Source organism: Kosakonia sp. S57 (assembly GCF_016516575.1).
In the GTDB taxonomy this organism is placed as follows: Bacteria; Pseudomonadota; Gammaproteobacteria; order Enterobacterales; family Enterobacteriaceae; genus Kosakonia; species Kosakonia cowanii.
The window spans coordinates 1-22,297 of sequence record NZ_JACVUL010000037.1; the positions used below are offsets into that span (position 1 = coordinate 1).

Here is a 22,297-nt window from a genome sequence, read left to right on the forward strand (position 1 = left end):
GCGCAGTGCGCAGCACCGATTTCCTCGCGGGGCCGCGGGGATTGACAAGGGAAGCGGCCGCTTCCCTTGTCCCGTTCACCGCATAAGGGGTTAATGAAACTCCCCAGCGCCTGGTGAACGGAACCCTTCCACCAATCCAACATGCCAACCCATTTCCGCCATCCGGCAATTCGCTTACAGCCCGCGTTTCGCCATCAGTGCCGCCAGCTCAACCAGCCGGTTGGAGAATCCCCACTCGTTATCGTACCAGGCGAGGATTTTCACCATATTGCCGCCAATCACCAGCGTTGAGAGGCCGTCGATAATCGATGAACGCGCATCGCCCTGATAATCACTGGAGACCAGCGGCTCATCGCTATAACCGAGGATCCCTTGCAATGGCCCGGCGGCGGCGGCTTCGCGGAAGGCGTTATTTACTTCATCTGCCGTTACATCGCGCTTCAGGGTGACGGTGAGGTCAACAATCGACACCACCGGCACCGGCACGCGTAACGAATATCCGGTCAGGCGACCTTCGAGTTCCGGGATCACTTTCCCCAGCGCTTTTGCCGCGCCGCTGGAGTAGGGGACAATTGAGAGCGCCGCCGCACGCGCACCGCGCAGATCTTTCTCCGGCTGGTCGTGCAGCGCCTGGCTGTTGGTGTAAGCATGGGTGGTGTTCATCAGGCCATGCTCAATGCCAAAGTGCTGATGCAGCACCTGGGCGGCGGGAGCCAGGCCGTTGGTAGTGCAGCTACCGTTGCTCACCACGAGGTGTTTTTGCGGATCGTACTGCCCATCGTTCACGCCCAGTACAATGGTTAAATCGTCGTTTTTACCCGGCGCGGAGATAATCACCCGCTTTGCGCCGCCGCTGCTGATATGTACCGCCGCTTTCTCACGGTCGGTAAAAAAGCCGGTCGCTTCGATCACTATCTCTGCGCCCACCTCGCGCCACGGGATCGCTGCCGGATCGCGCTCGCTAAACACGCGGATCGTTTTGCCATCAACCCGCAGCTCGCCTTCGCCCGCCTCAACCGGCACCGGCAGGGTGCCGGAGAGGGAGTCGTACTTAAGCAGGTGCGCAAGGGTTTTACTGTCGGTGAGATCGTTGATCGCCACAATCTCGACCTCGGTATTGCCGAGTGCAGCGCGTAACACATTGCGGCCGATACGGCCAAAACCATTAATGCCAACCTTAACCATGATGCTCTCCTTCCAATCGGGGTCTGCATTCACTGTAGGCCTGGCATCTTTTGGCGTAAATGACAAAAAAGGATCACTTTACGCCAAAGTGCGGCGGTGGAAACGCTGGCGATATTCGCCGGGGGTGAGATGCAACTGGCGCTCAAAGGTGCGGCGCAGGTTGATGCTGCTGCCAAAGCCGGTTTGCAGGGCGATGCGATCCAGCGTGTCGCGGCTCTGCTCAAGCCTGTCGCGCGCGGCGGCAAGGCGCGCTTCGGCAACATAACGCGCCGGGGAGATGCCGGTTTCGCGGGTAAAGACGCGGGTGAAATTGCGCGGGCTCATCGCCACCTGCTCGGCCAGCGCCTCCACGCTTAAATCCGCTGCGAGGTTTTGCAATATCCAGCTTTGCAGCGTGCTGATTGGCCCACTGTTTTCGGCCTGTTGCAGATGGTAGCGGCTGAACTGGAGTTGCCCGCCGGGGCGGCGCAGATACATCACCAGATCCTGCGCCACATCGCGGGCGAGGGTAAACCCGTAATCCTCCTCCACCAGCGCAAGGGTAAGATCGAACCCGGAGCTGACGCCGCCGGAGGTCCAGACCGGGCCATCCTGAATATAGAGCGGGCCGCTCTCGACCGTAATAGTGGGATAGCAACGCTGCATCGTCTCCAGCAGCCGCCAGTGGGTTGTCGCCCGGCGACCATCAAGCAGACCCGCCTGCGCCAGCAGCATCGCGCCGCCGCAGATGGAGACCACGCGGCGCGCGTGGGGGGCGGCAAGACGCAGCCAGTCCACCACCGCCGTGCCTTCCTCTTCGTCGTTACCGCGACCGGTGATCATAATAGTGTCCCAGGGCTTGCGCGGATCGATCTCCGGCAGCCGATGGTCGGCTAACAGGTTTAAACCAGACTGACCATGGATCACCGGGTGAGGTTGGGTAGTGGCAATACGCAGGGTGTAACGGGGTTCACCGGTGCCGTCCGGGTGCAGGCGATTGGCCTGCATCAGAATGTCGGCAATACCGGCGGATTCAAACAGCATGCCGCCATCGGGCACAATAATCAGGAAGGTTTTCATGTCCTGAAAAGTACGCTGATAACAAAATAAGTCAACCAGCGGAGATAAAAATGCCCGGCGCATAGAGGCCGGGCAAGTCAGGCAAGGCACGTAGCGGGAGGGTCTTTACCCTCTGTTACTCATGTTGTTCAGCCAGCTCCTGCACCTGCTGGCGATTTGCCATCCTTGCGACGAGGTATTGCTGGAGCGGATCGAGCTTCGGTTCACGGTGTGCGCGTAGCATTGCGTCTTCATTACTGGCGGCCACCTGTACCGGTACGAAGGGTTTTTCCAGGCGAGTACGTTCAAACTCATCCTGCACCTGCCAGCCGAGATCGGCGCTGGTGCGCGAATTAACACGGACATTCCTTACACGTTTCAGGTTCTGTTGCATATCTTGTTCCTCATCGGTGACGACAGCCTGTCTGATTGCGAATCGAGGTGCCGACATTGCCGCAATATGTTCCAGGAGTGGTGATCGTAAAGACCACGCCAGTAAAAGAGGGATGCCGCTGTAACACACCGTGCATCCTGAAATAGTTTAGTACGGCTAATCAAAGTGCTAAATCAAGGGATTAGGACATTCTTATGTTAATGACCGCTCAGGTTATCGCCGTTAATTTATCGTGCAATAACAAGAGTTCGCCCTGCCTGACTTTTGCCGTACCGTTTACCTTGGTGTTCGCAAACTCTTTTGGCTGATAACGCCTTTAAATTGACCGCAGATTAATTCACTGTCATTTAAAGCAGTTATCAGCCACAACGAAGCGGAAAATTATTCCACTTCTGCTTTCTGGTTAATTTTGCTGGTGGCGATTTTAGTCAGGAGATTATCGGTATTTTTCTCCTCTTCCAGCGTTTGCGCCAGCAGCTCAGCGGCTTTCTTATAGCCCAGCTGTTTTGCCAGCGTGCAGAGCGTGCCGTAAGAGGCAATTTCGTAGTGCTCTACTTTTTGCGCTGCGGCAATCAGGCCCGCATCGCGCAGGGTGCCTTTTTCGCTCGCTTCGATCACTTCGTTCGCTTCTTCAACCAGACCTTCCATCGCATGACATTTCATACGTTTCAGTTTCACGTTAGCTTCTGCTTCCAGCAGCATATCGATACGTTCAATCTGACCATGGGTCTCTTCGAGGTGCTGTTTAAATGCCTGCACCAGCTCAGCGTTAGAGGCTTCGCGCGCCATTTTGGTCAGTGCGCGCGCCAGCTGCTTCTCAGCGCTGTAAATGTCGGATAAACCATGAATAAAAAGGTCGTTAAGCGTATTAATCTGCATAATATCCACCCAATAATAGCGTTAAAAATAGCGAGCCATCGCTGGCTCGCCAGTTATTAATCTTTAATTTCAAAGCAGTAATTATTCCGTCACAGCAATATTAGTTATTGCCGGATTTACGGCCGCCGCTGTGGCTATTCTGGCCGCCTTTTTTACCTGCTTCGGAAGCGCGCTGCGGATCGTTTTTGAAATTACCGCCGCTCTGTTGACCGCCTTTGCGGCCTGCTTCTGATGCCTTTTCACGATTCTCGGCGAAATTACCTGAGCCACCACGATGTTCAGCCATAATATTTCTCCTGTTTCGTTGTTTCAGTGTAACGACACTTTATTTGTGAGCAGTGTCGCCGGCGTTCGTCATTAAATTTAGACCCGCTTGTGGAATAGTCAAACGGCAGGGGGAAGGCGGGAATTAACAAAAATATAATATCGTTTAAGAGGATATATTTTAATTAGACCAAACGGTCATCTGAAAGGCATCTTTAAAATAAGTGACTTAGCGAAAAGTAAAACTCAATCCGAATAATAACCCACGAAACTATCGGCGTTGATTGTCACAAAACATTCTTGCGCTGCGCTTTTTTTGACAAAAATTTACGTTCGAAAGGGTGAGATATATCATTTTTGCTTATGGTTTTGAGAGAAATCTTAGGCTTACGAATAAATATATCGTGGCCGTTTGGCTCAGCGGGGCGGCAGGGTCTACGTTTAAACCTTAATAACCGATACGCCACCCGAACAGGGGCGACGAGGCGCAATGTTACGCGCGGTCGATTGCACCGGGAGTGGACGTACAGCCCTTTATTGGTGAGGAAGTAACATGAGCCTGCAAAAATGTACCGTCATTTATGATGGTAAGCCCCTTATTGGCCCGGCGGACATGCCGCTGATCCCCTTCCTTGAACACTGTAATGTGAAACTGCCCCACGTCTGTTACCACCCGGCGCTCGATCCGCTGCAAACCTGCGATGTCTGCTGGGTGGAATCGGAAGGCGAGCTGGTACGCGGCTGCACGCTACGTAGCCGCGAAGGGATGGTGATTAATTCAGCGAACGAACCGGCCCGCGCGGCGCGCGAAGAGGGGATGAATCGCCTGCTGGCAAAACATGAACTCTACTGCACCGTCTGCGAACACAACACCGGCGACTGCACGCTGCATAACACCGTGGTGGATATGCATATCCCGATTCAGCGCTATGCCTTTGAGCGCAAACCCTATGTCAAAGATCACTCCAACCCCTTTTACACCTACGATCCCGATCAGTGCATTCTCTGCGGCCGCTGTGTGGATGCCTGCCAGAATGTTGAAGTGAATGAGACCCTGAGCATCGATTACACCATGGAGCACCCGCGCGTGTTGTGGGACGGCGGCACGCAGATTGCCGGTTCCAGCTGTGTCAGCTGTGGGCACTGCGTGACGGTCTGCCCCTGTAATGCGCTGATGGAGAAGAGCATGCAGCCCGACGCCGGGCCGTTCACTTCGATGCGCCAGTCCCTGAAGCGCCCGCTGATTGACATCATCAAAACCCTCGAGAACTCCACCGGGGCAGAAATTATTTCCGGCGTCTCGGTGATCGACACCCATCTGCGCCAGCAGGAGATTAAACGCACCAAAACCGTCTGCACCTACTGCGGCGTCGGCTGCTCCTTCGAGATGTGGACCCGCGATCGCCACCTGTTAAAGGTGCAGCCGAGCGTTGAAGCGCCGGTCAACAGCATCTCCACCTGCGTGAAGGGCAAATTCGCATGGGATTTTATCAACAGCCCGGAGCGCATCACCACACCGCTGATCCGCGAAAACGGGCGCTTCCGCCCGGCAAGCTGGGATGAGGCGCTCGATCTGGTGGCGAAACGCCTGCTCTCCATCCGGGATAACTTTGGCGCAGAGAGCATCGGTTTTATCGGCTCCAGCAAAGGCAGCAATGAAGAGGCTTATCTGACGCAGAAAATCGCCCGCGCGATTATTGGCACCAACAGCGTTGATAACTCCTCCCGCTACTGCCAGAACCCGGCGACCGAAGGGCTGTTCCGCACCGTTGGCTACGGCGGCGATGCCGGTACCATCGAGGATCTTATCAAGGCCGATCTGGTGATCATTGTTGGCAGCAACACCGCCGAAAACCACCCGGTGATCGCCTCACGTCTGAAAGCGGCGAAAAAGCACCATGGGCAGCAGTGGCTGGTGGTCGATCCGCGTCGCCACGAAATGGCCGGGCGCGCCGATCTACATCTGCGCATTCAGCCCGGAAGCGATCTCGCCTGGGCCAGCGCCATGTCGCGTTACATGTTTGATAACGGCTATGCCGATGAAGCGTTTCTCGCCAACCGGGTCAACAAGGTGGAGGAGTACCGCCAGTCGCTCGCGCCGTTTACCCTCGACTTTGCCGCTGAGCAGACCGGACTGCCGCACGATCTCCTCACCCGCGCCGCCGAGATGATCGGCAAGGCCGGGCGTGTCTGCATTATGTGGGCGATGGGGATCACGCAGCACAGCCACGGTGCGGATGCCAGCACCGCGCTCTCCAACCTGTTATTGGTGACCGGTAATTACGGGCGGCCGGGCACTGGCGGCTATCCGATGCGCGGACATAATAATGTGCAGGGGGCGAGCGATTTCGGCTGCCTGAAAAACTTCTACCCCGGCTATGAGTCCGTCAGCGATCCCGCCGTGCGCGCGAAATGGGCCAACGCCTGGGGCGTGCCAGCGGAACGGCTCTCGCTGGAGGTGGGGGAGGACAACTTTATGATGGTGAAGATGGCGCGCGAAAAGCAGATCCGCGCCATGTATGTGATCGGTGAAGATACCGCCTTTGCAGATGCCGATGCCCACAGTGTGCATGAAGGCTTCACTGAACTCGACTTTCTGGTGGTGCAGGATCTCTTTCTCAGCCGCACCGCGCAGTTTGCCGACGTGGTGCTGCCCGGCTGCCCGAGCGTGGAAAAAGAGGGCAGCTTTGTCAATACCGAGCGGCGCATCCAGCGCTTCTACCCGGTGATGCCGACGCTCGGCGACAGCCGCCCGGACTGGCAGATCCTTACCCAACTGGCCGCGCGTATGGGCTATGACTGGGGGTATCAACACCCGCAGGAGATTATGCATGAGGCCGCGAGCATTGCGCAGAGCTTCGCGGGCGTCAGCTATCAGCGCCTTGACGGGTGGAAGTCGCAAATCTGGCCGGTGAAGGCGGATGGCAGCAGCACGCCGCTGCTCTATACCGAGCGCTTTAACACGCCGGATGGCCGCGCCAATCTCTACCCCCTGAGCTGGAGTGCGCCGGAAGAGCGTGCCGATGACGAGTACGATCTGCATCTTAACAATGGCCGCATGCTGGAGCATTTCCAGTCCACCAACCAGAGCGGGCAGGGCGGGCGCACCACCAGCCTGTCGCCAAACTGGTTTGTGGAGGTCAGCCCGACCCTTGCCGCCGCGCGCGGGTTGCAGGAGGGAAGCTGGGTGAAGCTTACCTCCCGACGCGGTGAGATCGACGTGCCGGTGGTGATCACCGATCGCGTGGCGGGTAATGAACTCTTTATTCCTATTCATCACGGCAAGGATGGCGTCAATATCCTTACCGGCGAGCACCACGATCCGCAGGTGAATACCCCGGCCTATAAAGAGCTGGCGGTGCGCCTGACGCTGCTCGATCGCCCGCCACTGCCTGACCCGCTACCAAAACACAATTTCCGCCACGGCAGCCGCACGCCGATTGATAAGGTGCCTGTCGAAGAGAAGTGGCAGCGCGACGACTACCGCCAGCCCCCCGCAAGCGAACCCCATCCGGAGAAATTTTAATGGCTAAAGCAATTGATTATCAGCCGGAGCCGGCCAAAATCGGCCCCGACGCCCATGAAGAGCTGGAGCGTTTACTCCAGACGCTGCATAAACATGGCGTGCTGCGCCTCGCCAACGATGTGGTTGGTGCCAATAACGAAATCGCCGAGGTGTTAGTAAAGGGCCTGCAGCGCGAAGGGACGCTCAACGCCCTGCAAAATATCTCGGTGCTGCTGATGGCGCTCTCCAGCGTCTCGCCGGACAAGATGTACAAGCTGGCCTTTGGCCTGCGCGACATGGCAGAGGCCTTCAGCCAGCCGCCGTCGCAGGAGCAGCATAAAGCGCCTGGCGTGCACGGCGTGTGGAAAATGTTGCAGGACGATGAGTTGTGGGGTGCCGTGCAGCCGCTATTACAGGGGCTGAAAGCTTTTTCGCGGCGCATGGAGGAGCCGGTGGATAAACCGATCTCCGCCTTCACCGGCAAACCCAGCGACGCGTAATGAGCCAGGAGTTCGCTCTGCTGCTGGCGCGCAGCCAGTTTGCCTTCACCATCGGCTTTCATATTGTGCTGGCGGCTTTTACCCTCGGCCTCGCGCTGTTTCTGATGTTTCTGGAAGGGATGTGGCTGTGGCGCAGGCAGCCAGTGTGGCTCTCGCTCTGGCGCTACTGGAGCAAGATCTTCGCCCTTAACGTGGCGGTCGGTGTGGTCACCGGCGTGGTGATGGAGTTTGTTTTTGGCACCAACTGGAGCGCACTCTCCAGCCGCGCCGGGGCGATACTCGGGCCGATGATGTATATGGAGATCCTCGTCGCCTTCTTCCTCGAAGCGGGGTTTATGGGGGTGATGCTCTTCGGCATGGGCCGGGTGCGCCCGTGGGTGCACTTTATGGCTACCACCATTGTCGCCATTGGTACGCTGTTCAGCGCCTTCTGGATCCTTGCGGCCAACTCATGGATGCAGACGCCGGATGGCTATACGCTGGCCGCCGACGGGCGTTTTCTGCCCGTCGACTGGTGGGCGGCTATTTTCAACCCCTCCTTCCCGTGGCGGCTGGCGCATATGACGGTGGCGGCGCTGCTCGGCACCGCCTGCCTGGTGGCGGCCTGCGGCGCATGGCATCTGCTGCGCGACGCACGCGCTCTGCCTGCCCGCAAAATGTTCTCGCTGGCGATGTGGATGCTGGTGCTGCTGGCACCCATGCAGGTGGTGCTGGGCGATCTGCATGGCGAGAACACCCGCGATCATCAACCGATCAAACTGGCGGCAATGGAGGGCGCGTGGGATCCGCCGCCTGCGGGCGAAGGTGAACCGCTGCGCCTCTTTGCGCTGCCGGATATGCATGCGCGGCGTAACCATTACGAAGTCGCCATCCCCAATATTGGCTCGCTCTATCTGCGGCACAATTTGCAGGGGCGCATCCATACGTTGAACCAGTATCCGGCGGCAGATCTGCCGTGGGTGCCTGGGGTGTTCTGGGCCTTTCGCCTGATGGTTGGCCTCGGCCTGCTGATGGTGGCAACCGGCATTGCGGGGCTGGTGGTGCGCCTGCGCGGCAGGTTGTGGCAGGCACGCTGGCTACACCGTGTGATGGTGCTGATGGCCCCGGCAGGCTTTGTGGCGATGCTCGCTGGCTGGTGGGTCACGGAGACCGGACGCCAGCCGTGGACCGTGTACAGCGTGCTGCGCACCGTGGATAGCGTCTCGCCCATCAGCGGGCAACTGGTGCTCGGCTCGCTTATTGCCACCGTGCTGGTCTATTTACTGGTCTTCGCCCTCGGCCTGTGGTTTTTACTCAAACTGATGTTGCACCTGCCCACTGAGGATGAGCCGGGCGCGGCACCGGAAGTGGCGCAGCGTAGCGGCAAGGGGGCGCAGTAATATGTTAACCATCCTCGGTTTTCCCTGGCTTGAAACGCTTTCCGCCGTGGCGCTGGCGGGCAGTCTGCTGATCTACGTGCTACTTGATGGCACCGATCTCGGTGCCGGGATCCTGACCGCCTTTCAGCGAAATGCGCAGGCGCGGCAGGATATTAACCTTTCGCTGCTGCCGGTGTGGGACGGGAATGAAACCTGGCTGGTGCTGACGGCGGGTGGCCTGCTCGGCCTCTTTCCGCTGGCGTATGGCATTGTGCTGAGCGCGCTCTATATTCCGCTGTTTGTGATGATGCTGGCGCTGGTGGTGCGCGGCATGGCGATTGAGTTTCGCCCCCATGCGCCACGGCTTTTCGACGCCATGCTTTTTAGCGGCTCGCTCCTCACTGCGCTGGCGCAGGGCGTGGTGGTCGGCGCGCTGATGCAGGGGATCGCTACCGACGGGCAGCAGTTTACCGGTACCGGGTTTGAGTGGCTGCGGCCTTTCCCCCTTTACTGCGGCGTGGCGCTGGTGCTGGGCTATGCGTGGCTCGGCGCGGGCTGGCTGGTGTGGCGCATGACAGGTGAACTGCGCACATGGGCGCGACGCATGTTGCCGTGGCTGGCGCTAATCGGCCTGGTGATGATTGCAGGCCTGCTGGTGTGGTGCGCGCAGTTACAGGAGAGCTGGCGGCAGCATCTGCTCAACCCGTTCTTGTGGGGGCCATCTCTTGCGGTGGTCCTTGCGGGCATGGCGCTGTTTATTGTTGGCCTGCGCAAAGGGCGCGATTTTTTGCCGCTGCTCGGCGTGCTGGTGATGGTCAGCGTGGCGTTTTGCCTGCTCGCCTTCACGCTCTTTCCGTGGATCGTGCCGGCGCATCTTACTCTCAGCCAGGCGGCGGCACCGCCTGCCACGCAAAAATTCCTGCTGATAAGTTATGGCCTGCTGGTGCCGGTGACGCTGCTCTACAACACATGGGGATTTCGGTTATTTAGTGGAAAAATTGGCGGCTAGTTTGGCAAAAGCAGTCTATAAGAATAGGGGCGATGGTTTCTACAACGGCACTACGCGGAGAGGGCTTTATGTCCAGAGCAAAAGCGTACAACCTGAAACAGGCGTATCAGATGGCGACATCGGGCAAATATCAGCAGGTCGAGCTGGCATTTGATGTCGATGCCGATACCTTTTTTATGTTAACCACCAACTATGGTTTGAGCGGGGCGAAAATCGAACGCCACGATCGCCATTTTGTGCTGACGCTGGAGCAGGAGACTTCCCACACCTCGGGCTAAAATGCCACGCAACTGTCACACCGGCGTGACAATCATCCCTTTTAATGACCGCAAGCCTGCCGAAAAGCCTGCGGCTTGATCTGTTGTTACCCGAATTTTTGGCGGCTGCTTTGCCGCCGCACTTAACTCGTTATCACACACTTTTCCCGGCAGCCTGCCGGGATTTTTTTGCCATAAAAAAGCCTGCGCCCCTTTTCAGGCGGCGCAGGCGTGTACGGTTAAGCAAGCTTACAGCAGGTCGAAGCGATCCAGATTCATCACTTTCGTCCAGGCGGCGACGAAGTCGGTGACAAACTTCTCTTTACCGTCAGCGCTGGCATAGACTTCCGCCAGGGCGCGCAGCACCGAGTTGGAGCCAAACACCAGGTCGGCGCGGGTAGCGGTAAATTTCACCTCACCGCTGCGACGATCGCGGCCGTCAAACAGTTCGCCTTTGTCGTCGCTCGCCTGCCAGACGGTGCGCATATCGAGCAGATTGACGAAGAAGTCGGTGTTCAGCACGCCCACGTTGTCGGTAAAGACGCCGTGTTTGCTGCCATCATAGTTGGCACCCAGCGCACGCAGGCCGCCAACCAGCGCGGTCATCTCCGGCGCGGTCAAGGTCAGCTGCTGGGCTTTATCCACCAGCAGCGTTTCGGTGCTGACGCCATCCCAGACGCGGCGATAGTTGCGGAAACCATCGGCCAGCGGCTCCATTAAAGCAAAGGAGTCAACGTCGGTCTGATCCTGACGCGCATCCACGCGGCCTGGCGTGAAGGGAACGGTGATCTGCACCCCGGCAGCGGCTGCCGCTTTTTCCACCCCAACCACACCTGCCAGCACAATCACATCCGCCAGCGACGCTTTGCCGGAGGTCTGCTGAATGCTTTGCAGGGCAGGCAGCGCTTTCGCCGCAATGGCATTCACTTCCCAGCCATTCTGCGGGGCCAGCGCCAGACGCGCGCCGTTAGCACCGCCGCGTTTGTCGCCACCACGGAAGGTGGAGGCCGATGCCCAGGCGACAGAGACCAGCTCGCTCACCGACAGGCCAGATTCGGCAATCGCCGCTTTCAGGCTGGCAATATCAGCACCGTTTGGCTGATGCACTGCCGCCGGCAGCGGATCCTGCCAGATCAGATCTTCTTTCGGTACTTCCGGGCCAATGTAGCGTGATTTCGGCCCCATATCGCGGTGGGTCAGTTTGAACCACGCGCGGGCAAACGCTTCGTTGAACGCCTGCGGATCGTTAAGGAAGCGGCGGGAGATTTTTTCAAACTCCGGGTCGAAGCGCAGGGTCAGGTCAGTCACCAGCATCGTCGGTTTGCGTTTCTTCTCCGGGTCGAACGGATCCGGGATCACCGCTTCGGCATCGACCGCTTCAAACTGGATTGCGCCGCCCGGGCTGCGGGTCTGCACCCACTCATATTTGAACAGGTTCTCGAAGAAGTAGTGGCTCCACTGCGTCGGGGTTTGCGTCCACGCCACTTCCAGCCCGGAGGTGATGGCATCTGCGCCAACGCCGCTACCATAACTGCTGCTCCAGCCAAGCCCCTGCGCTTCCAGCGGCGCAGTCTCCGGGTCAGCTCCGACATAATCCGGCGCATGGGCCGCACCGTGGGTTTTGCCCAGCGTATGACCACCTGCGATCAGCGCCACGGTCTCTTCGTCATTCATACCCATGTTGCCAAAGGTCGCACGGATCGCGGCGGCCGCGGAGATCGGTTCCCCGCTGGCGTTTGGCCCTTCCGGGTTGACGTAAATCAGCCCCATCTCGGTCGCGCCAATGGCGGCCTGCGCCAGGCTTTCCGGGTGGCGGTGGGTCAGCCACTCCTTCTCGCTGCCCCAGTCCACGTCCATATCCGGTTCCCAGACATCTTCGCGGCCTGCGCCAAAACCAAAGGTACGGAAGCCGGAGTTCTCCAGCGCAACGTTACCGGCGAGGATCATCAAATCGGCCCAGGAGATCTGCTGCCCATACTTCTGTTTCACCGGCCACAGCAGGCGGCGGGCTTTGTCGAGGCTAACGTTATCAGGCCAGGAGTTGAGCGGGGCGAAACGCTGCTGACCACGGCCAGAGCCGCCGCGTCCGTCAACGGTGCGGTAGGTGCCGGCGCTGTGCCAGGCCATACGAATAAAGAGACCAATGTAGCTGCCCCAGTCTGCGGGCCACCACGCCTGGGAGTCGGTGAGCACGCCGCGAATATCGGCTTTCAGGGCGCTGTAATCGAGTTGTTTAAAGGCTTCACGGTAGTTGAACTGCTCGCCCAGCGGGTTCGAGCGGCTGGAGTGCTGATTTAACAGATCGACACGCAGCTGGTTCGGCCACCAGTCACGGTTGGTGGTAGGGCCGCTGCTTTTCGTTTCCGGCTTGCTGGCTTCATGATGAAACGGGCATTTGCCCATTCCGGCATCGCGGTTAGTCTCGTCTGACGTGCTCATAACTGGCTCCATTGGCTTACGTATGCCGTTACGATATCTCGCCGCCATATTTAAAGGTACTTGGATGAATCTACGGATTTGATAGTTAATACCTTTCTTAGAAAACAGACTGCTCAGCGGCACACTCCCCGGTTATGGATGGGGATATATCGTGCAGCCCGCGCCACCGCTGCGTTTGCGCCGATCTGATTTGCCTTTTTCACTGGCTGAATAGCCGCAATGGACTACCCTCATAACTCCAGATCATGATCAAAGGAGAGACAATGAAAAGGCTGGCCCTGTACCTCGTACTTCCCCTCGCTCTTGCCGGATGCAACGCCAATAACACCCCGCCGCAAACGCCGATCCCCGGTGAAAAAACCTCGGGTAAATTACAGACGCTGGAGAGCGGCGCGGCGGTGATGCAGTCCCGCCCACCGATTGACGCCATCAGCACTTATCTCGACGGTTTCCACTTCTACAGCGGCAATCAGAAGGGGCAGATGGAGGCGCACCACTATGTCACCGTGTTAAATGAAGATGTGATGCAGGCGGTGATCTACGACGGCAATACCCGCGATGCGCGCCTGATGGGCGTGGAGTACATCATCAGCGAACGGCTGTTCAAAACCCTGCCAGCGGAAGAGAAGAAGCTCTGGCACAGCCATCGCTATGAGGTGAAATCCGGCAGCCTGGTTGCGCCGGGTCTGCCTGCGGTGGCGGATAAGGCGCTGATGAGCAAAATCGTCAACACCTACGGCAAAACCTTCCACACCTGGCACACGGATCGCGATAAAACCCTGCCGCTTGGCACACCGGCGCTGATGATGGGCTTTACCGCCGACGGGCAGCTCAACCCGGCGCTGCTGGTCGACCGCGATCGCCGCTTCGATATCAATACCGAAGAGATTAAAGCCGAGCGCGCCGATCTACCGGCTAACCCTGTCGCCAAAGGGGCAGATGCCTGGGAGCAGGGGAAGGCGGTACAGCTTCGCGTCGTCCCGGTCTCTGAAAGCGCAGCCCATTCTCACTGACTTTTCGGGAGGTCACGATGATCGTCCATCACCTTAACTGTGGGTGCATGTGCCCGCTCGGCGGCGCGCTGTATGACGGCTTCAGTAAAGGGCTGCATGCGCACCTGGTCTGCCACTGTCTGCTGATCGAGACCGAATGCGACGGGCTGGTGCTGGTCGATACCGGTTTTGGCCGCGAGGATATGCAGGCCCCACAGCGCCGTCTGTCGGGCTTCTTTCGCCTGATGAATAACATCCAGCGCCGCGAGGAGCTGACCGCGCTGTCGCGCATTCAGGCGCTCGGCTTTAAGGCGGAAGATGTCCGCCATATCGTGCTGACCCATCTCGACTTTGACCATGCCGGTGGCCTGACCGACTTCCCCCATGCGCAGGTACACCTGATGCAGCAGGAGATCGACACCGCCCAGCAGCGCCACAGCTGGCTTCAGCGCGAGCGTTACCGGCCAGGCCAGTGGAGCGCGCGCTCCGGCTGGCACGGTTACGCGGCGCAGGGCGAAAGCTGGTTTGGTTTCGAGGCGGTGACAGCGCTGCATGGCCTGCCGCCGGAGATCCTGCTGGTCCCCCTTGCCGGGCACACGCCGGGACATGCGGGTGTGGCGATCCAGCGCCCGGAAGGGTGGCTGTTGCACGGCGGGGATGCGTGGTTCTATCGTGAAGAGATGGGGCGTCCTGAACGCCACTGCACGCCGGGGCTGCGTTTTTACCAGTGGATGATGGGAATGGACAATCAGGCGCGCCGCGTTAACCAGCAGCGCCTGCGGGAACTCTCCTGCACCCATCAAGCGGATCTGACGCTCTTTTGCAGCCACGATGCGCTCGAGCTGCGTGCATTGCAGCAGGGCAGGGCATAAAAAAACACACCCCGCAGGGGGTGTGTTTATTAACCGTAAGCAGAATTACTTTTTCGACTTCGGTTCGCCGGTTCCCAGTTCAAAACCGGTAATCGGTTCAACGGACGGGTCAGACATGGTGCGGTCGCTCATCGCTTTCACCATCGCCAGCTGTTCTGGCGTCAGCTGTACTGTGATCAGACCATCACCGCCATCAACGGCTGGCTGCGGATTGGCAACATACTCAAAGTTCTCGTCGCTGTTCCAGCTGCCGCGCGGATCGTCACCTTCCGACATGTTGTAGTAGACGTTGCTGTACTGCTCAATTGGCGGCAGTTTTCCTGGCGGAAAGTTGTTGCGAATTGAGTAGAGCGCTTTTTCAAACGACATCATATGCGCCACTTCACGGGTCATCAGGAAGCCGAGCGCATCTTTCACACCCGGATCGTCGGTAAGGTTGATCAGGCGCTCATAGATGATTTTTGCCCGCGCTTCGGCGGCAATGTTGGAGCGCAGATCGGCTGTCACTTCGCCGATGGTGTCGATATAGGACGCCGTCCACGGTTTACCCGCAGAGTTGGTCAGCGCCGGGCCACCGCCGTAAAGCAGGGAGGTGACATGGCTGTCGTTACCGCTCTGGGTCAGGGAGCGATAGAGTTCCGCTTCGCTCTCGGTGCCTTCCGCCAGCGCGCCTTTCGCGCCTTTGTTCAGCATACCGACCAGCGAGCCGATAATTTCGAGGTGGCTGAGTTCTTCGGTCGCGATATCCATCAGCATCTCTTTACGCCCGGCATCGTCATCACCCAGACCCTGAGTGAAGTAGCGGCACGCCGCGGCCAGTTCGCCCTGCGGTCCGCCAAACTGCTCAAGCAGCAGATTGGCGAGACCCGGGTTTGGCTCGCTAACGCGAACCGTATATTGCAGTTGTTTTACGTGACGAAACATTGCTTGCCTCCTGAATTCTAATAATTATTTTTTCGCTTCTACGCCATCCGCATCGCTGCGCAGCAGGAATTGTGCGGTAACGTCCGGAATATGATTGAGCGCCCATTCCGCCATGGCCACTTCTTCAGCAAGAATGCGTTTGAAAATATCTACGCTGGCAATATCGCCGGCTTTTTCCGCTGCGGTGATAAGGGAGGTGTAACAGGCAATCTCAAATTGCTCGAAGACATAGCTGCTGATGGAACCTTTAACGACTTCATCCGGTGCAAACATTCCGCCGAAAGCCTGACCCATCGCGGCCATTTTGCTGGTGGCATCTTTCATTACCGAACGATTAATATTATTGCGATCCATAACTTCTTCAAGTAATTGGATCTGGCCCTGCGTTTCGGTTAAATGCTGGGCAATGCGGGAACGCAGATCCGGGTAGTTATCGATACGCTCGCTCATGGACTTCAGCATCGACTCAGCCTGTTTTTCCATCGCGTGGGCATCACGTAACCAGTCATGATAGTTTTCTTGAGGTGTCATAATGTAATCCTTCTCTTCGTCGTTTTCGCGTAAGGGGAATTGTGTGCCAGCGTTTCGCTGTAGCACAGAAAATATTTTTGCAGTGATGATTGTTTCGAATAACGAACCGGGAATGATTCGCTTAGTCGTTAATTTAAATATGTGCAAGTCATCAGCTAATAATAATTTCCCTATGATCTAAAAACTCATCTCATTATTAAGCGAAGTTTTTTCGCACCCACAAATAAAACTAGCCGGAACTGCTCTTTAGTCAAATTAGGCAGCGAAAAAACCCTTATTACGCCGAGTTTGAGAACAATCTCAAAGCGGGTTATGCTTGAGCAGCGCAAATAAGCGAAGCGGCAGAGAATATAAGAATGACGAAATTAAACAGTACGGTATTTGACGCGTTTCGCTGTCTGAATTTACTGGCGACCGGCAACCGCGCGTTTGGCATTCGTGAGATTGGGCGCGAGCTGGCGCTGGACTCGGCGAAAGTGACGCGCCTGATGCAAACCTTGCTGGCATTAGAGATGGTGCAGCAGGATGCGAAGCGCAAATATCGCCTCGGTATGGGCATCCACCGCCTCTCCGCCAGCGCGATCCATCACTCCGCTTTTTATACCGCCGCGCTGGAGATGCTTGAGGAGACGGGCAGCCATAACGTCTCGATTGTGATTGGCGTGCTGAGCGGCAATCAGGTGGTTTACCTGCTGCATACGCGCGGCGGCAAAAGCATCGCCCGCGCGATTGGCAATTATGAGTCGTGGCCGGTGCGCGATTCGGTGATTGGCATCAAGCTGCTCGCCACCCTCAGCGATGAGGAGATCATCAACCGTATCGGCATCCACGATTACCATCTTCTGCAGCAGGATATTGAGCAGGCGCGCCAGCACCAGGTGTTTGGCAAGGCGTGGGCGCCGGGGGATTACCGGCTGGCCTGCATCATTCCGGGCATGCAGGCGGCAATTGCGCTCTCCAATATTGGCGGCGACAAGGTCAATATCGACACCCTGCGCCAGTTTCTCATCTCCGCCGCGCGCAAGATCAGCGGCGAATCACTCCCCCCGGTGTAATAACTGCTGGCAGCGCTGCGCAGTCACCGCCGCCGTCTGCCCCGGTTTATAGAGCGATGAGCCAATTCCAACACTGTCGTAGTGGGCGAGATAAGCCGCCGCATTAGTGACATCGACGCCACCGACGGCAGAGAAGGGCACGGCCTGCGAGAGCGGGCCTTTGATCATCTGCGGAAAGTTGAGCGGCAGCGCTGAAGCAGGGAAGATTTTCAGCACATCCACCCCCAGTTCGCAGGCGCGAAAAATTTCACTGCTGCTGAACACCCCGGCGCAGACGCGCAGCCCCTGCTGCTGCGCTGCCTCAACCACGCGGGCGTCGAGGTTTGGCGTCAGGATAAACTGCGCCCCGGCCGCGCGGCACGCCGTCACCTGCTGGGCGGTCAGCACGGTGCCTGCGCCGAGCGTGATGGTGTCGCCAAACACCGAGGCTACCCGCGTAATGCTGCTCTCCCACTGCGGCGAGTTAGTAGTGATCTCAATGGTGGTAATGCCGTGATCGCGCAGGCAAGCCACCTGTTCGATGCACCCGGCGGGTTCGATCCCGCGCAGGATGGCGACAATCTGCTCAGGCTTCATCACGGAATACCTCATTCAGCCCGGCGATCAGCGCCTGCTCCGCCTCAAGGGTGGTGAAGGGGAGATCGAGCGCCTCGCAGGCGAGGGCATAGCGCGGCAGCAACGCGCGGCTGCCAATAAAGCAGACCGCCTCATGGCGCGGGTGGCCCTGCAGGATCTCATGGGCGATAAGTAAACCCGACAGCCATGCACCGGCTGCGGCCGGGTCAAGATCGCCGAGAATATAGTGCCCGCGACAGCGAAACAGCTCGCTCACCAGCGTCGTCTCGCCGGACTCAACGTGTTGGGCAGTGGTCACGCCGCGCAGAAACGCCTCGTCGGATGCCGACTGCGCTGGCAGCCCTTTGCCGACAATCGAGTGGTTGAGCACCAGGTTCCACAGCTCGCCGGTCATCAGGGTGCGCAGGCTCTCCACCTGCTGCCGCGCACGGTTGACCGTCAGCCATTTGCTGTGGGTGCCGACGGCGGCGAAGGTCTGGCTGGTGGTCAGGGTCAGCGCACCGGCAAGCTGCATCTCCTCCCCGCGGCAGATCTCCATCACCCGCCGGTCGCAAATACCAGGACGCAGCGTGACGGGGTTGGGCAGAATGCCCGGCAGCGCGCGACCTTTTGCCGTTAACTGGGCAAAACTGAGCGGCAGCGCCAGATAGCCCGCGTCGGCGAGGCCGATATTGCTACCGACCATGCCGCATAACAGTACCGGTAGCGTCTCATCCCACCCCTCTTCGAGGCGCAGCAGCTGTTCGCGCAGAATATCCGGCAGCGCCTCGCGCGCGCATTTGCCGACGCCGCATTCGGCCTCAACGCTGCGAAACACCTCGCCGTTACGCACGCTGAGGGCGCGGAAATTGCTGCTGCCCCAGTCCACCGCGATGTAGTTCATCGGCTCGCCTCCAGCACCGCCAGCGGCAGGGCACGGGTCAAATCGCGCAGTTCGTCACGCGTTGCCTCATCAAGTTCTTTGGCCGGTTCACGCACCACATCGGTGGCGAAAATGCCCGCCTGGTGCAGCACGGTTTTGTGGATGGCGACACCCAGCCCCGGCTGCACGCCGTAGCGCAGGAAGGGGAGGTAGCGGTAGAAAATCGCCTGCGCTTCCTGTTTGTCGTGCTGCCAGGCGTGAAGAATGGCATTAATCACCTCCGGGAATTCGCAGGCGGGCATGGTGCCGATAATGCCCCGGCGCAGCTCCTCATAGAGAAAACCGCCATTCAGGCCGCCAAACAGCCCCACGCGATCGCCGAGCGCCTGCTTAAGCGCGCTGATCTTCAGCGTGGTCGGCGGTTGCTCGACCTTGATGTATTTGATGGAGGGGAAATCTTCGCACAGCTTCACCAGCGTCGGCACCGGGATGTTCACCCCGGTCATCAGCGGCGCATCCTGCACCATGATGTCAATGTCACAGGCGGAGCAGATATCGCGCCAGAAGTTGTAGATCTCCTGCGGGCCGGGTTTTACTACCGACGGCGGGTTGACCATCGCCACCTGCGCCCCCCAGCGCTGCACGCGCTGAATATCTTCAATCGCCACCACCGCCGAGGCACCACCTGCGGCAGCAATAAGGGGCAACGCGCCGGTCAGACGTTTCACACAGGCAAACAGCGCCTCTTTTTCCCCGGTCGTTAGCGCATAACCTTCCGACGCATTGCCAAACAGCGCCAGCCCGTCGATCCCCTGGGCCAGCAGAAATTTCACTAACTTCTCGATGGAGCCGAAATCCACCGCACCATGCTCATCAAACGCCGTCGCCAGAATTGGCACATTACCCTTTAACATGTGACCCCCATTACCGATTCGCGCACCCGCGCTTCATTAATTGCAATTCCCAGTCCCGCGCCCTGCGGCAGCGTGTAGTGACCCGCTTCGCACACCAGCGGCGTATCGAGCAACTGGTTGGCAAGCTCAAACACCGGCGGCTGATACTCGAGCATAAAGAGATTCGGCAGCGCGGCGGCGACGTGGATCGACGCGGCAATGCAGGGCCCGAGGCCGACGCTCAGGTGTGGCGCGACCTGCAAATTCCAGGTCTGCGCAAGGGAGGCGATATGCATCAGCTCGGTAATGCCGGTGCGCCCGACGTCCGGCTGCACAATGTCCATCGCCCGCTGTTCAATAAACGGCTTGAACTGGTAACGGGTGCGTTCGGTTTCGCCCAGCGCAATCGGCAGCGGGCTTTTGGCCCGCAGCTCGCGATGCCCGGCGATATCCTCCGGCAGCAGCGGCGCTTCAAGAAAGCCGACGCCGAGAGGATGCAGCGCATTGGCAAGCTCTGCCGCCTGCGCCACGCTGTAGTTCCAGTGGGCATCAAGAAAGAGGCTGGCTTGCGGGCCGAGAGTGTCACGAATGGCGCGCACATTCTCAATGTCCTGCTGCACGCCGTAGCCGAGCGCCAGCTTGATGGCGTTGAAGCCTTTCTGCTGCCAGCGCAACGCCAGCGCGCAGCGCGCCGGAAGATCCGGCTCCGGCAGACCGGAGACATAGCAGGGGATCTGATCGCGGAATGCGCCACCAAGCAGCTGGTAAACCGGCTGCTTGAGGATCTGGCCTTTCAGATCCCACAGCGCAATATCCACCGCCGCCAGCGCGTCAATGTGATACCCGGTGATATGGCCGCGATCGCGCATTGCGTCATACATCCGCGCATTCAGCACCTGGCTGGCAAAGGGCGACTGGCCGGTTAACAGCGGCGCAAAGAGCTGCGTAATTAGCTCGGCGATCACCTGCGGCACGACGGGGGCGAGGGCTTCGCCCCAGCCGACGTGGCCGCTGTCGGTGGTGATTTTGACCAGACAGGTCTCCATCTTGCGTGAATAGACGCAGCGGTACTCCGGGCGGTAGTAATAATCGCTGTCGCTCGCCTTCACCTCGCCGCCGAGATAGGGCTGCGGCGTGGTGATTTTGAGCGGAAAACAGTCGATACGGCTGATCTTCATGACAACTCCAGGTCAGGTTAATCGAGAACTTTGCCGGCGGTCTCTTTGGCGATCCACACGACAATAAAAGAGATAAGCGCAGTGCCCATTACGTACCACGCCGGGGAGAGCGGGTCGCCGGTCAGGGTGATAAGCCCCGCCGAGGCGAACGGCGTTACGCCGCCAAAGACGGCAACCGTGAGGTTGTAGGCGATGGCGATGCTGCCGTAGCGGATGGCGGTCGGGAACAGCTCAACCATCGCCGCGCCGCAGCCGCCGTTAAACATGGCGACAAACACGCCGAGCAGACTCATAGCGGCAATCGAGGCGCCGACCGATCCCTGGCTCATCAGCAGCATCGCCGGCCAGGTGAAAAGAATGAAGCCACCACAGCCCATTAACATTAGCGGGCGTCGGCCCCAGCGATCCGAGAGATAGCCGGTGAGTGGCATACAGATCGCCACACTCAGCAGCCCGAGGGTGGTGATGAGATAAGAGTCGGTGCGGCTGTAGTGCAGGTGGGTGGAGAGATAACCCGGCATAAAGGATTGCAGCACCCAGCTGCTTACCGCTTTCACCACTACAAAGCCGGTGCAAAACAGCAGGGCGGTCATTGAGGTGGAGAGGGTTTTCCGCAGCGGTGAGGCTTCGATTTTGCCGCTGGCTTTCAGCTTATGGAACTCGGCAGAGTCTTCCATATTGCGGCGCATATAGAGCCCACCGAGGCCAAGCGGGGCGGCAAGCAGGAAGGGAATGCGCCAGCCCCAGTCGTTCATCGTTGCTTCGCCGAGGGTATGGGTGAGCAGCAGCACCAGCCCGGAGCCGCAGACAAAGGCCATAAAGCTGAAGTTTTCGCTCCAGCAGGTGAGCGTCGCACGGCGGTGCGGCGGTGCGCTTTCGGCGAGATAAGTGATAACACCAGAGCTTTCACCCCCGGCGGCGAAGCCCTGCACCAGGCGGGTGAGCACCAGCAGGATTGGCGCGATGATCCCGGCCTGCTGGAAGGTGGGCAAAATGCCCATCACAAAGGTGGAGATGGAGGTGATAACGATCACCGTCACCAGCACTTTGCGCCGCCCCTGGCGGTCGCCCATTGAGCCGAAGAAGAGGCCGCCGAGCGGGCGCATTAAGAAGCCGGAGCCGAAGACGGCGAAGGATTTCAGCAGGCCGATCGCCGGATCGTCGCTGACAAAGAAGTTGCTGGCGATGATCGCCGCCAGCGTGCCGTAAAGGCCGAAGTCGAACCATTCGATAAAGTGCCCGACGCCCGCCGAAAGCATGATTTTCGCGGTGCGGCGGGCGGGAACTTTCTGCTCTGTGCCGTCGTAGGGCTGTGAGGTGGTGTGCTCCATTGAGCCTCCCGTAGTGAGTAGGGTATCTGCGTTGTTGTTATCGTGCAGGGAGTGTTGGGCATCGAAAGCGTGCAGGCGAGCGGCGTGTTGTGTTGCGTGAGGCTTATCAAAGATTGCGGCGGAAAAGTGCTTCATATAGTGAAGCAATGGATTAAGCGCATGAGCCGATGCGATTCGCTTTTGTAGGCCGGATAAGGCGAAAGCCGCCATCCGGCAATGGGCCTGGTATGTGGCATTGGTGGAAGGGTTCCGTTC

At 58.8% G+C, this 22,297-nt stretch carries 21 protein-coding genes; 8 read left to right on the top strand and 13 right to left on the bottom strand.

Features of this window, described 5'->3' with window-relative positions:
* Positions 1 to 174 precede the first annotated feature (174 nt).
* The 5 genes from gap to IAE48_RS23415 all read right to left on the bottom strand — a co-directional run bounded on the left by gap (position 175) and on the right by IAE48_RS23415 (position 3,782).
* On the bottom strand, positions 175 to 1,185 hold the full coding sequence (gene gap, locus IAE48_RS23395) for a type I glyceraldehyde-3-phosphate dehydrogenase (protein WP_200135718.1): 1,011 nt from the start codon (positions 1,183 to 1,185) through the stop codon (positions 175 to 177).
* A gap of 78 nt (positions 1,186 to 1,263) precedes the next feature.
* The gene (locus IAE48_RS23400; protein ID WP_200135719.1) at positions 1,264 to 2,244 is read right to left on the bottom strand and encodes a GlxA family transcriptional regulator; all 981 of its coding nucleotides are present in this window, start codon (positions 2,242 to 2,244) and stop codon (positions 1,264 to 1,266) included.
* Between the two features lie 115 nt (positions 2,245 to 2,359).
* Positions 2,360 to 2,617 carry a hypothetical protein gene (locus IAE48_RS23405; protein WP_200135720.1) on the bottom strand — a complete coding sequence of 86 codons (258 nt, stop codon included), beginning with the start codon at positions 2,615 to 2,617 and terminating at the stop codon, positions 2,360 to 2,362.
* Between the two features lie 381 nt (positions 2,618 to 2,998).
* A complete protein-coding gene (locus tag IAE48_RS23410; RefSeq protein WP_034812573.1) occupies positions 2,999 to 3,496 on the bottom strand; it encodes a ferritin-like domain-containing protein in 498 nt (165 codons plus the stop codon).
* A gap of 100 nt (positions 3,497 to 3,596) precedes the next feature.
* Positions 3,597 to 3,782 (bottom strand): general stress protein, encoded by a 186-nt coding sequence (locus IAE48_RS23415; protein WP_034812569.1) that lies wholly within the window; start codon positions 3,780 to 3,782, stop codon positions 3,597 to 3,599.
* Between the two features lie 531 nt (positions 3,783 to 4,313).
* Between IAE48_RS23415 and fdhF the strand changes: the two genes are divergently transcribed.
* The 5 genes from fdhF to IAE48_RS23440 all read left to right on the top strand — a co-directional run bounded on the left by fdhF (position 4,314) and on the right by IAE48_RS23440 (position 10,410).
* The gene (gene fdhF / locus IAE48_RS23420; RefSeq protein ID WP_200135721.1) at positions 4,314 to 7,286 is read left to right on the top strand and encodes a formate dehydrogenase subunit alpha; all 2,973 of its coding nucleotides are present in this window, start codon (positions 4,314 to 4,316) and stop codon (positions 7,284 to 7,286) included.
* Complete coding sequence (locus tag IAE48_RS23425; RefSeq protein ID WP_042713783.1) at positions 7,286 to 7,765, top strand: DUF1641 domain-containing protein; 480 nt, start codon at positions 7,286 to 7,288, stop codon at positions 7,763 to 7,765. Before fdhF ends, IAE48_RS23425 begins: the two co-directional genes overlap by 1 nt.
* On the top strand, positions 7,765 to 9,144 hold the full coding sequence (locus IAE48_RS23430) for a cytochrome ubiquinol oxidase subunit I (protein ID WP_200135722.1): 1,380 nt from the start codon (positions 7,765 to 7,767) through the stop codon (positions 9,142 to 9,144). The genes IAE48_RS23425 and IAE48_RS23430 overlap by 1 nt, the downstream gene beginning before the upstream one ends.
* A 1-nt stretch (position 9,145) precedes the next feature.
* Positions 9,146 to 10,132, top strand: coding sequence for a cytochrome d ubiquinol oxidase subunit II (locus tag IAE48_RS23435; RefSeq protein ID WP_200135723.1), 987 nt, complete (start codon positions 9,146 to 9,148; stop codon positions 10,130 to 10,132).
* Positions 10,133 to 10,200: 68 nt separating this feature from the next.
* Positions 10,201 to 10,410: a hypothetical protein gene (locus tag IAE48_RS23440; protein WP_034812560.1), complete on the top strand. Its 210-nt coding sequence runs from the start codon at positions 10,201 to 10,203 to the stop codon at positions 10,408 to 10,410.
* 228 nt (positions 10,411 to 10,638) lie between these two features.
* Here IAE48_RS23440 and katG read toward each other — a convergent pair whose 3' ends face one another.
* The gene (gene katG / locus IAE48_RS23445; RefSeq protein ID WP_200135724.1) at positions 10,639 to 12,828 is read right to left on the bottom strand and encodes a catalase/peroxidase HPI; all 2,190 of its coding nucleotides are present in this window, start codon (positions 12,826 to 12,828) and stop codon (positions 10,639 to 10,641) included.
* 263 nt (positions 12,829 to 13,091) lie between these two features.
* On the opposite strand from katG, the gene IAE48_RS23450 reads away from it, so the two are divergent.
* Positions 13,092 to 13,841, top strand: coding sequence for an OBAP family protein (locus IAE48_RS23450; protein ID WP_094419698.1), 750 nt, complete (start codon positions 13,092 to 13,094; stop codon positions 13,839 to 13,841).
* 17 nt (positions 13,842 to 13,858) lie between these two features.
* The gene (locus tag IAE48_RS23455) at positions 13,859 to 14,692 is read left to right on the top strand and encodes an MBL fold metallo-hydrolase (RefSeq protein WP_200135725.1); all 834 of its coding nucleotides are present in this window, start codon (positions 13,859 to 13,861) and stop codon (positions 14,690 to 14,692) included.
* A 45-nt stretch (positions 14,693 to 14,737) separates the two neighbouring features.
* On the opposite strand, the gene IAE48_RS23460 is transcribed toward IAE48_RS23455, so the two are convergent.
* Positions 14,738 to 15,616 (bottom strand): manganese catalase family protein, encoded by an 879-nt coding sequence (locus tag IAE48_RS23460; protein ID WP_023479276.1) that lies wholly within the window; start codon positions 15,614 to 15,616, stop codon positions 14,738 to 14,740.
* A 24-nt stretch (positions 15,617 to 15,640) separates the two neighbouring features.
* Entirely contained in the window at positions 15,641 to 16,147 is a 507-nt protein-coding gene (locus IAE48_RS23465; RefSeq protein WP_042712274.1) for a ferritin-like domain-containing protein, read from the bottom strand.
* A gap of 356 nt (positions 16,148 to 16,503) precedes the next feature.
* Between IAE48_RS23465 and IAE48_RS23470 the strand changes: the two genes are divergently transcribed.
* Positions 16,504 to 17,202, top strand: coding sequence for a helix-turn-helix domain-containing protein (locus IAE48_RS23470; protein ID WP_094419701.1), 699 nt, complete (start codon positions 16,504 to 16,506; stop codon positions 17,200 to 17,202).
* Here the strand turns inward: IAE48_RS23470 and IAE48_RS23475 are convergent.
* From IAE48_RS23475 to IAE48_RS23495, 5 genes are read right to left on the bottom strand one after another with little or no spacing between them, the layout of a single operon-like run.
* A complete protein-coding gene (locus tag IAE48_RS23475; RefSeq protein ID WP_200135726.1) occupies positions 17,185 to 17,778 on the bottom strand; it encodes a bifunctional 4-hydroxy-2-oxoglutarate aldolase/2-dehydro-3-deoxy-phosphogluconate aldolase in 594 nt (197 codons plus the stop codon). The genes IAE48_RS23470 and IAE48_RS23475 overlap by 18 nt on opposite strands.
* Positions 17,768 to 18,661, bottom strand: a complete 894-nt coding sequence (locus IAE48_RS23480) for a 2-dehydro-3-deoxygalactonokinase (protein WP_200135727.1) — start codon at positions 18,659 to 18,661, stop codon at positions 17,768 to 17,770. The genes IAE48_RS23475 and IAE48_RS23480 overlap by 11 nt, the downstream gene beginning before the upstream one ends.
* Positions 18,658 to 19,554: a dihydrodipicolinate synthase family protein gene (locus IAE48_RS23485; RefSeq protein WP_139966161.1), complete on the bottom strand. Its 897-nt coding sequence runs from the start codon at positions 19,552 to 19,554 to the stop codon at positions 18,658 to 18,660. Before IAE48_RS23485 ends, IAE48_RS23480 begins: the two co-directional genes overlap by 4 nt.
* Entirely contained in the window at positions 19,548 to 20,711 is a 1,164-nt protein-coding gene (locus IAE48_RS23490; protein ID WP_200135728.1) for a mandelate racemase/muconate lactonizing enzyme family protein, read from the bottom strand. The genes IAE48_RS23485 and IAE48_RS23490 overlap by 7 nt, the downstream gene beginning before the upstream one ends.
* A gap of 17 nt (positions 20,712 to 20,728) precedes the next feature.
* On the bottom strand, positions 20,729 to 22,042 hold the full coding sequence (locus IAE48_RS23495) for an MFS transporter (protein WP_076769971.1): 1,314 nt from the start codon (positions 22,040 to 22,042) through the stop codon (positions 20,729 to 20,731).
* Positions 22,043 to 22,297 lie beyond the last annotated feature (255 nt).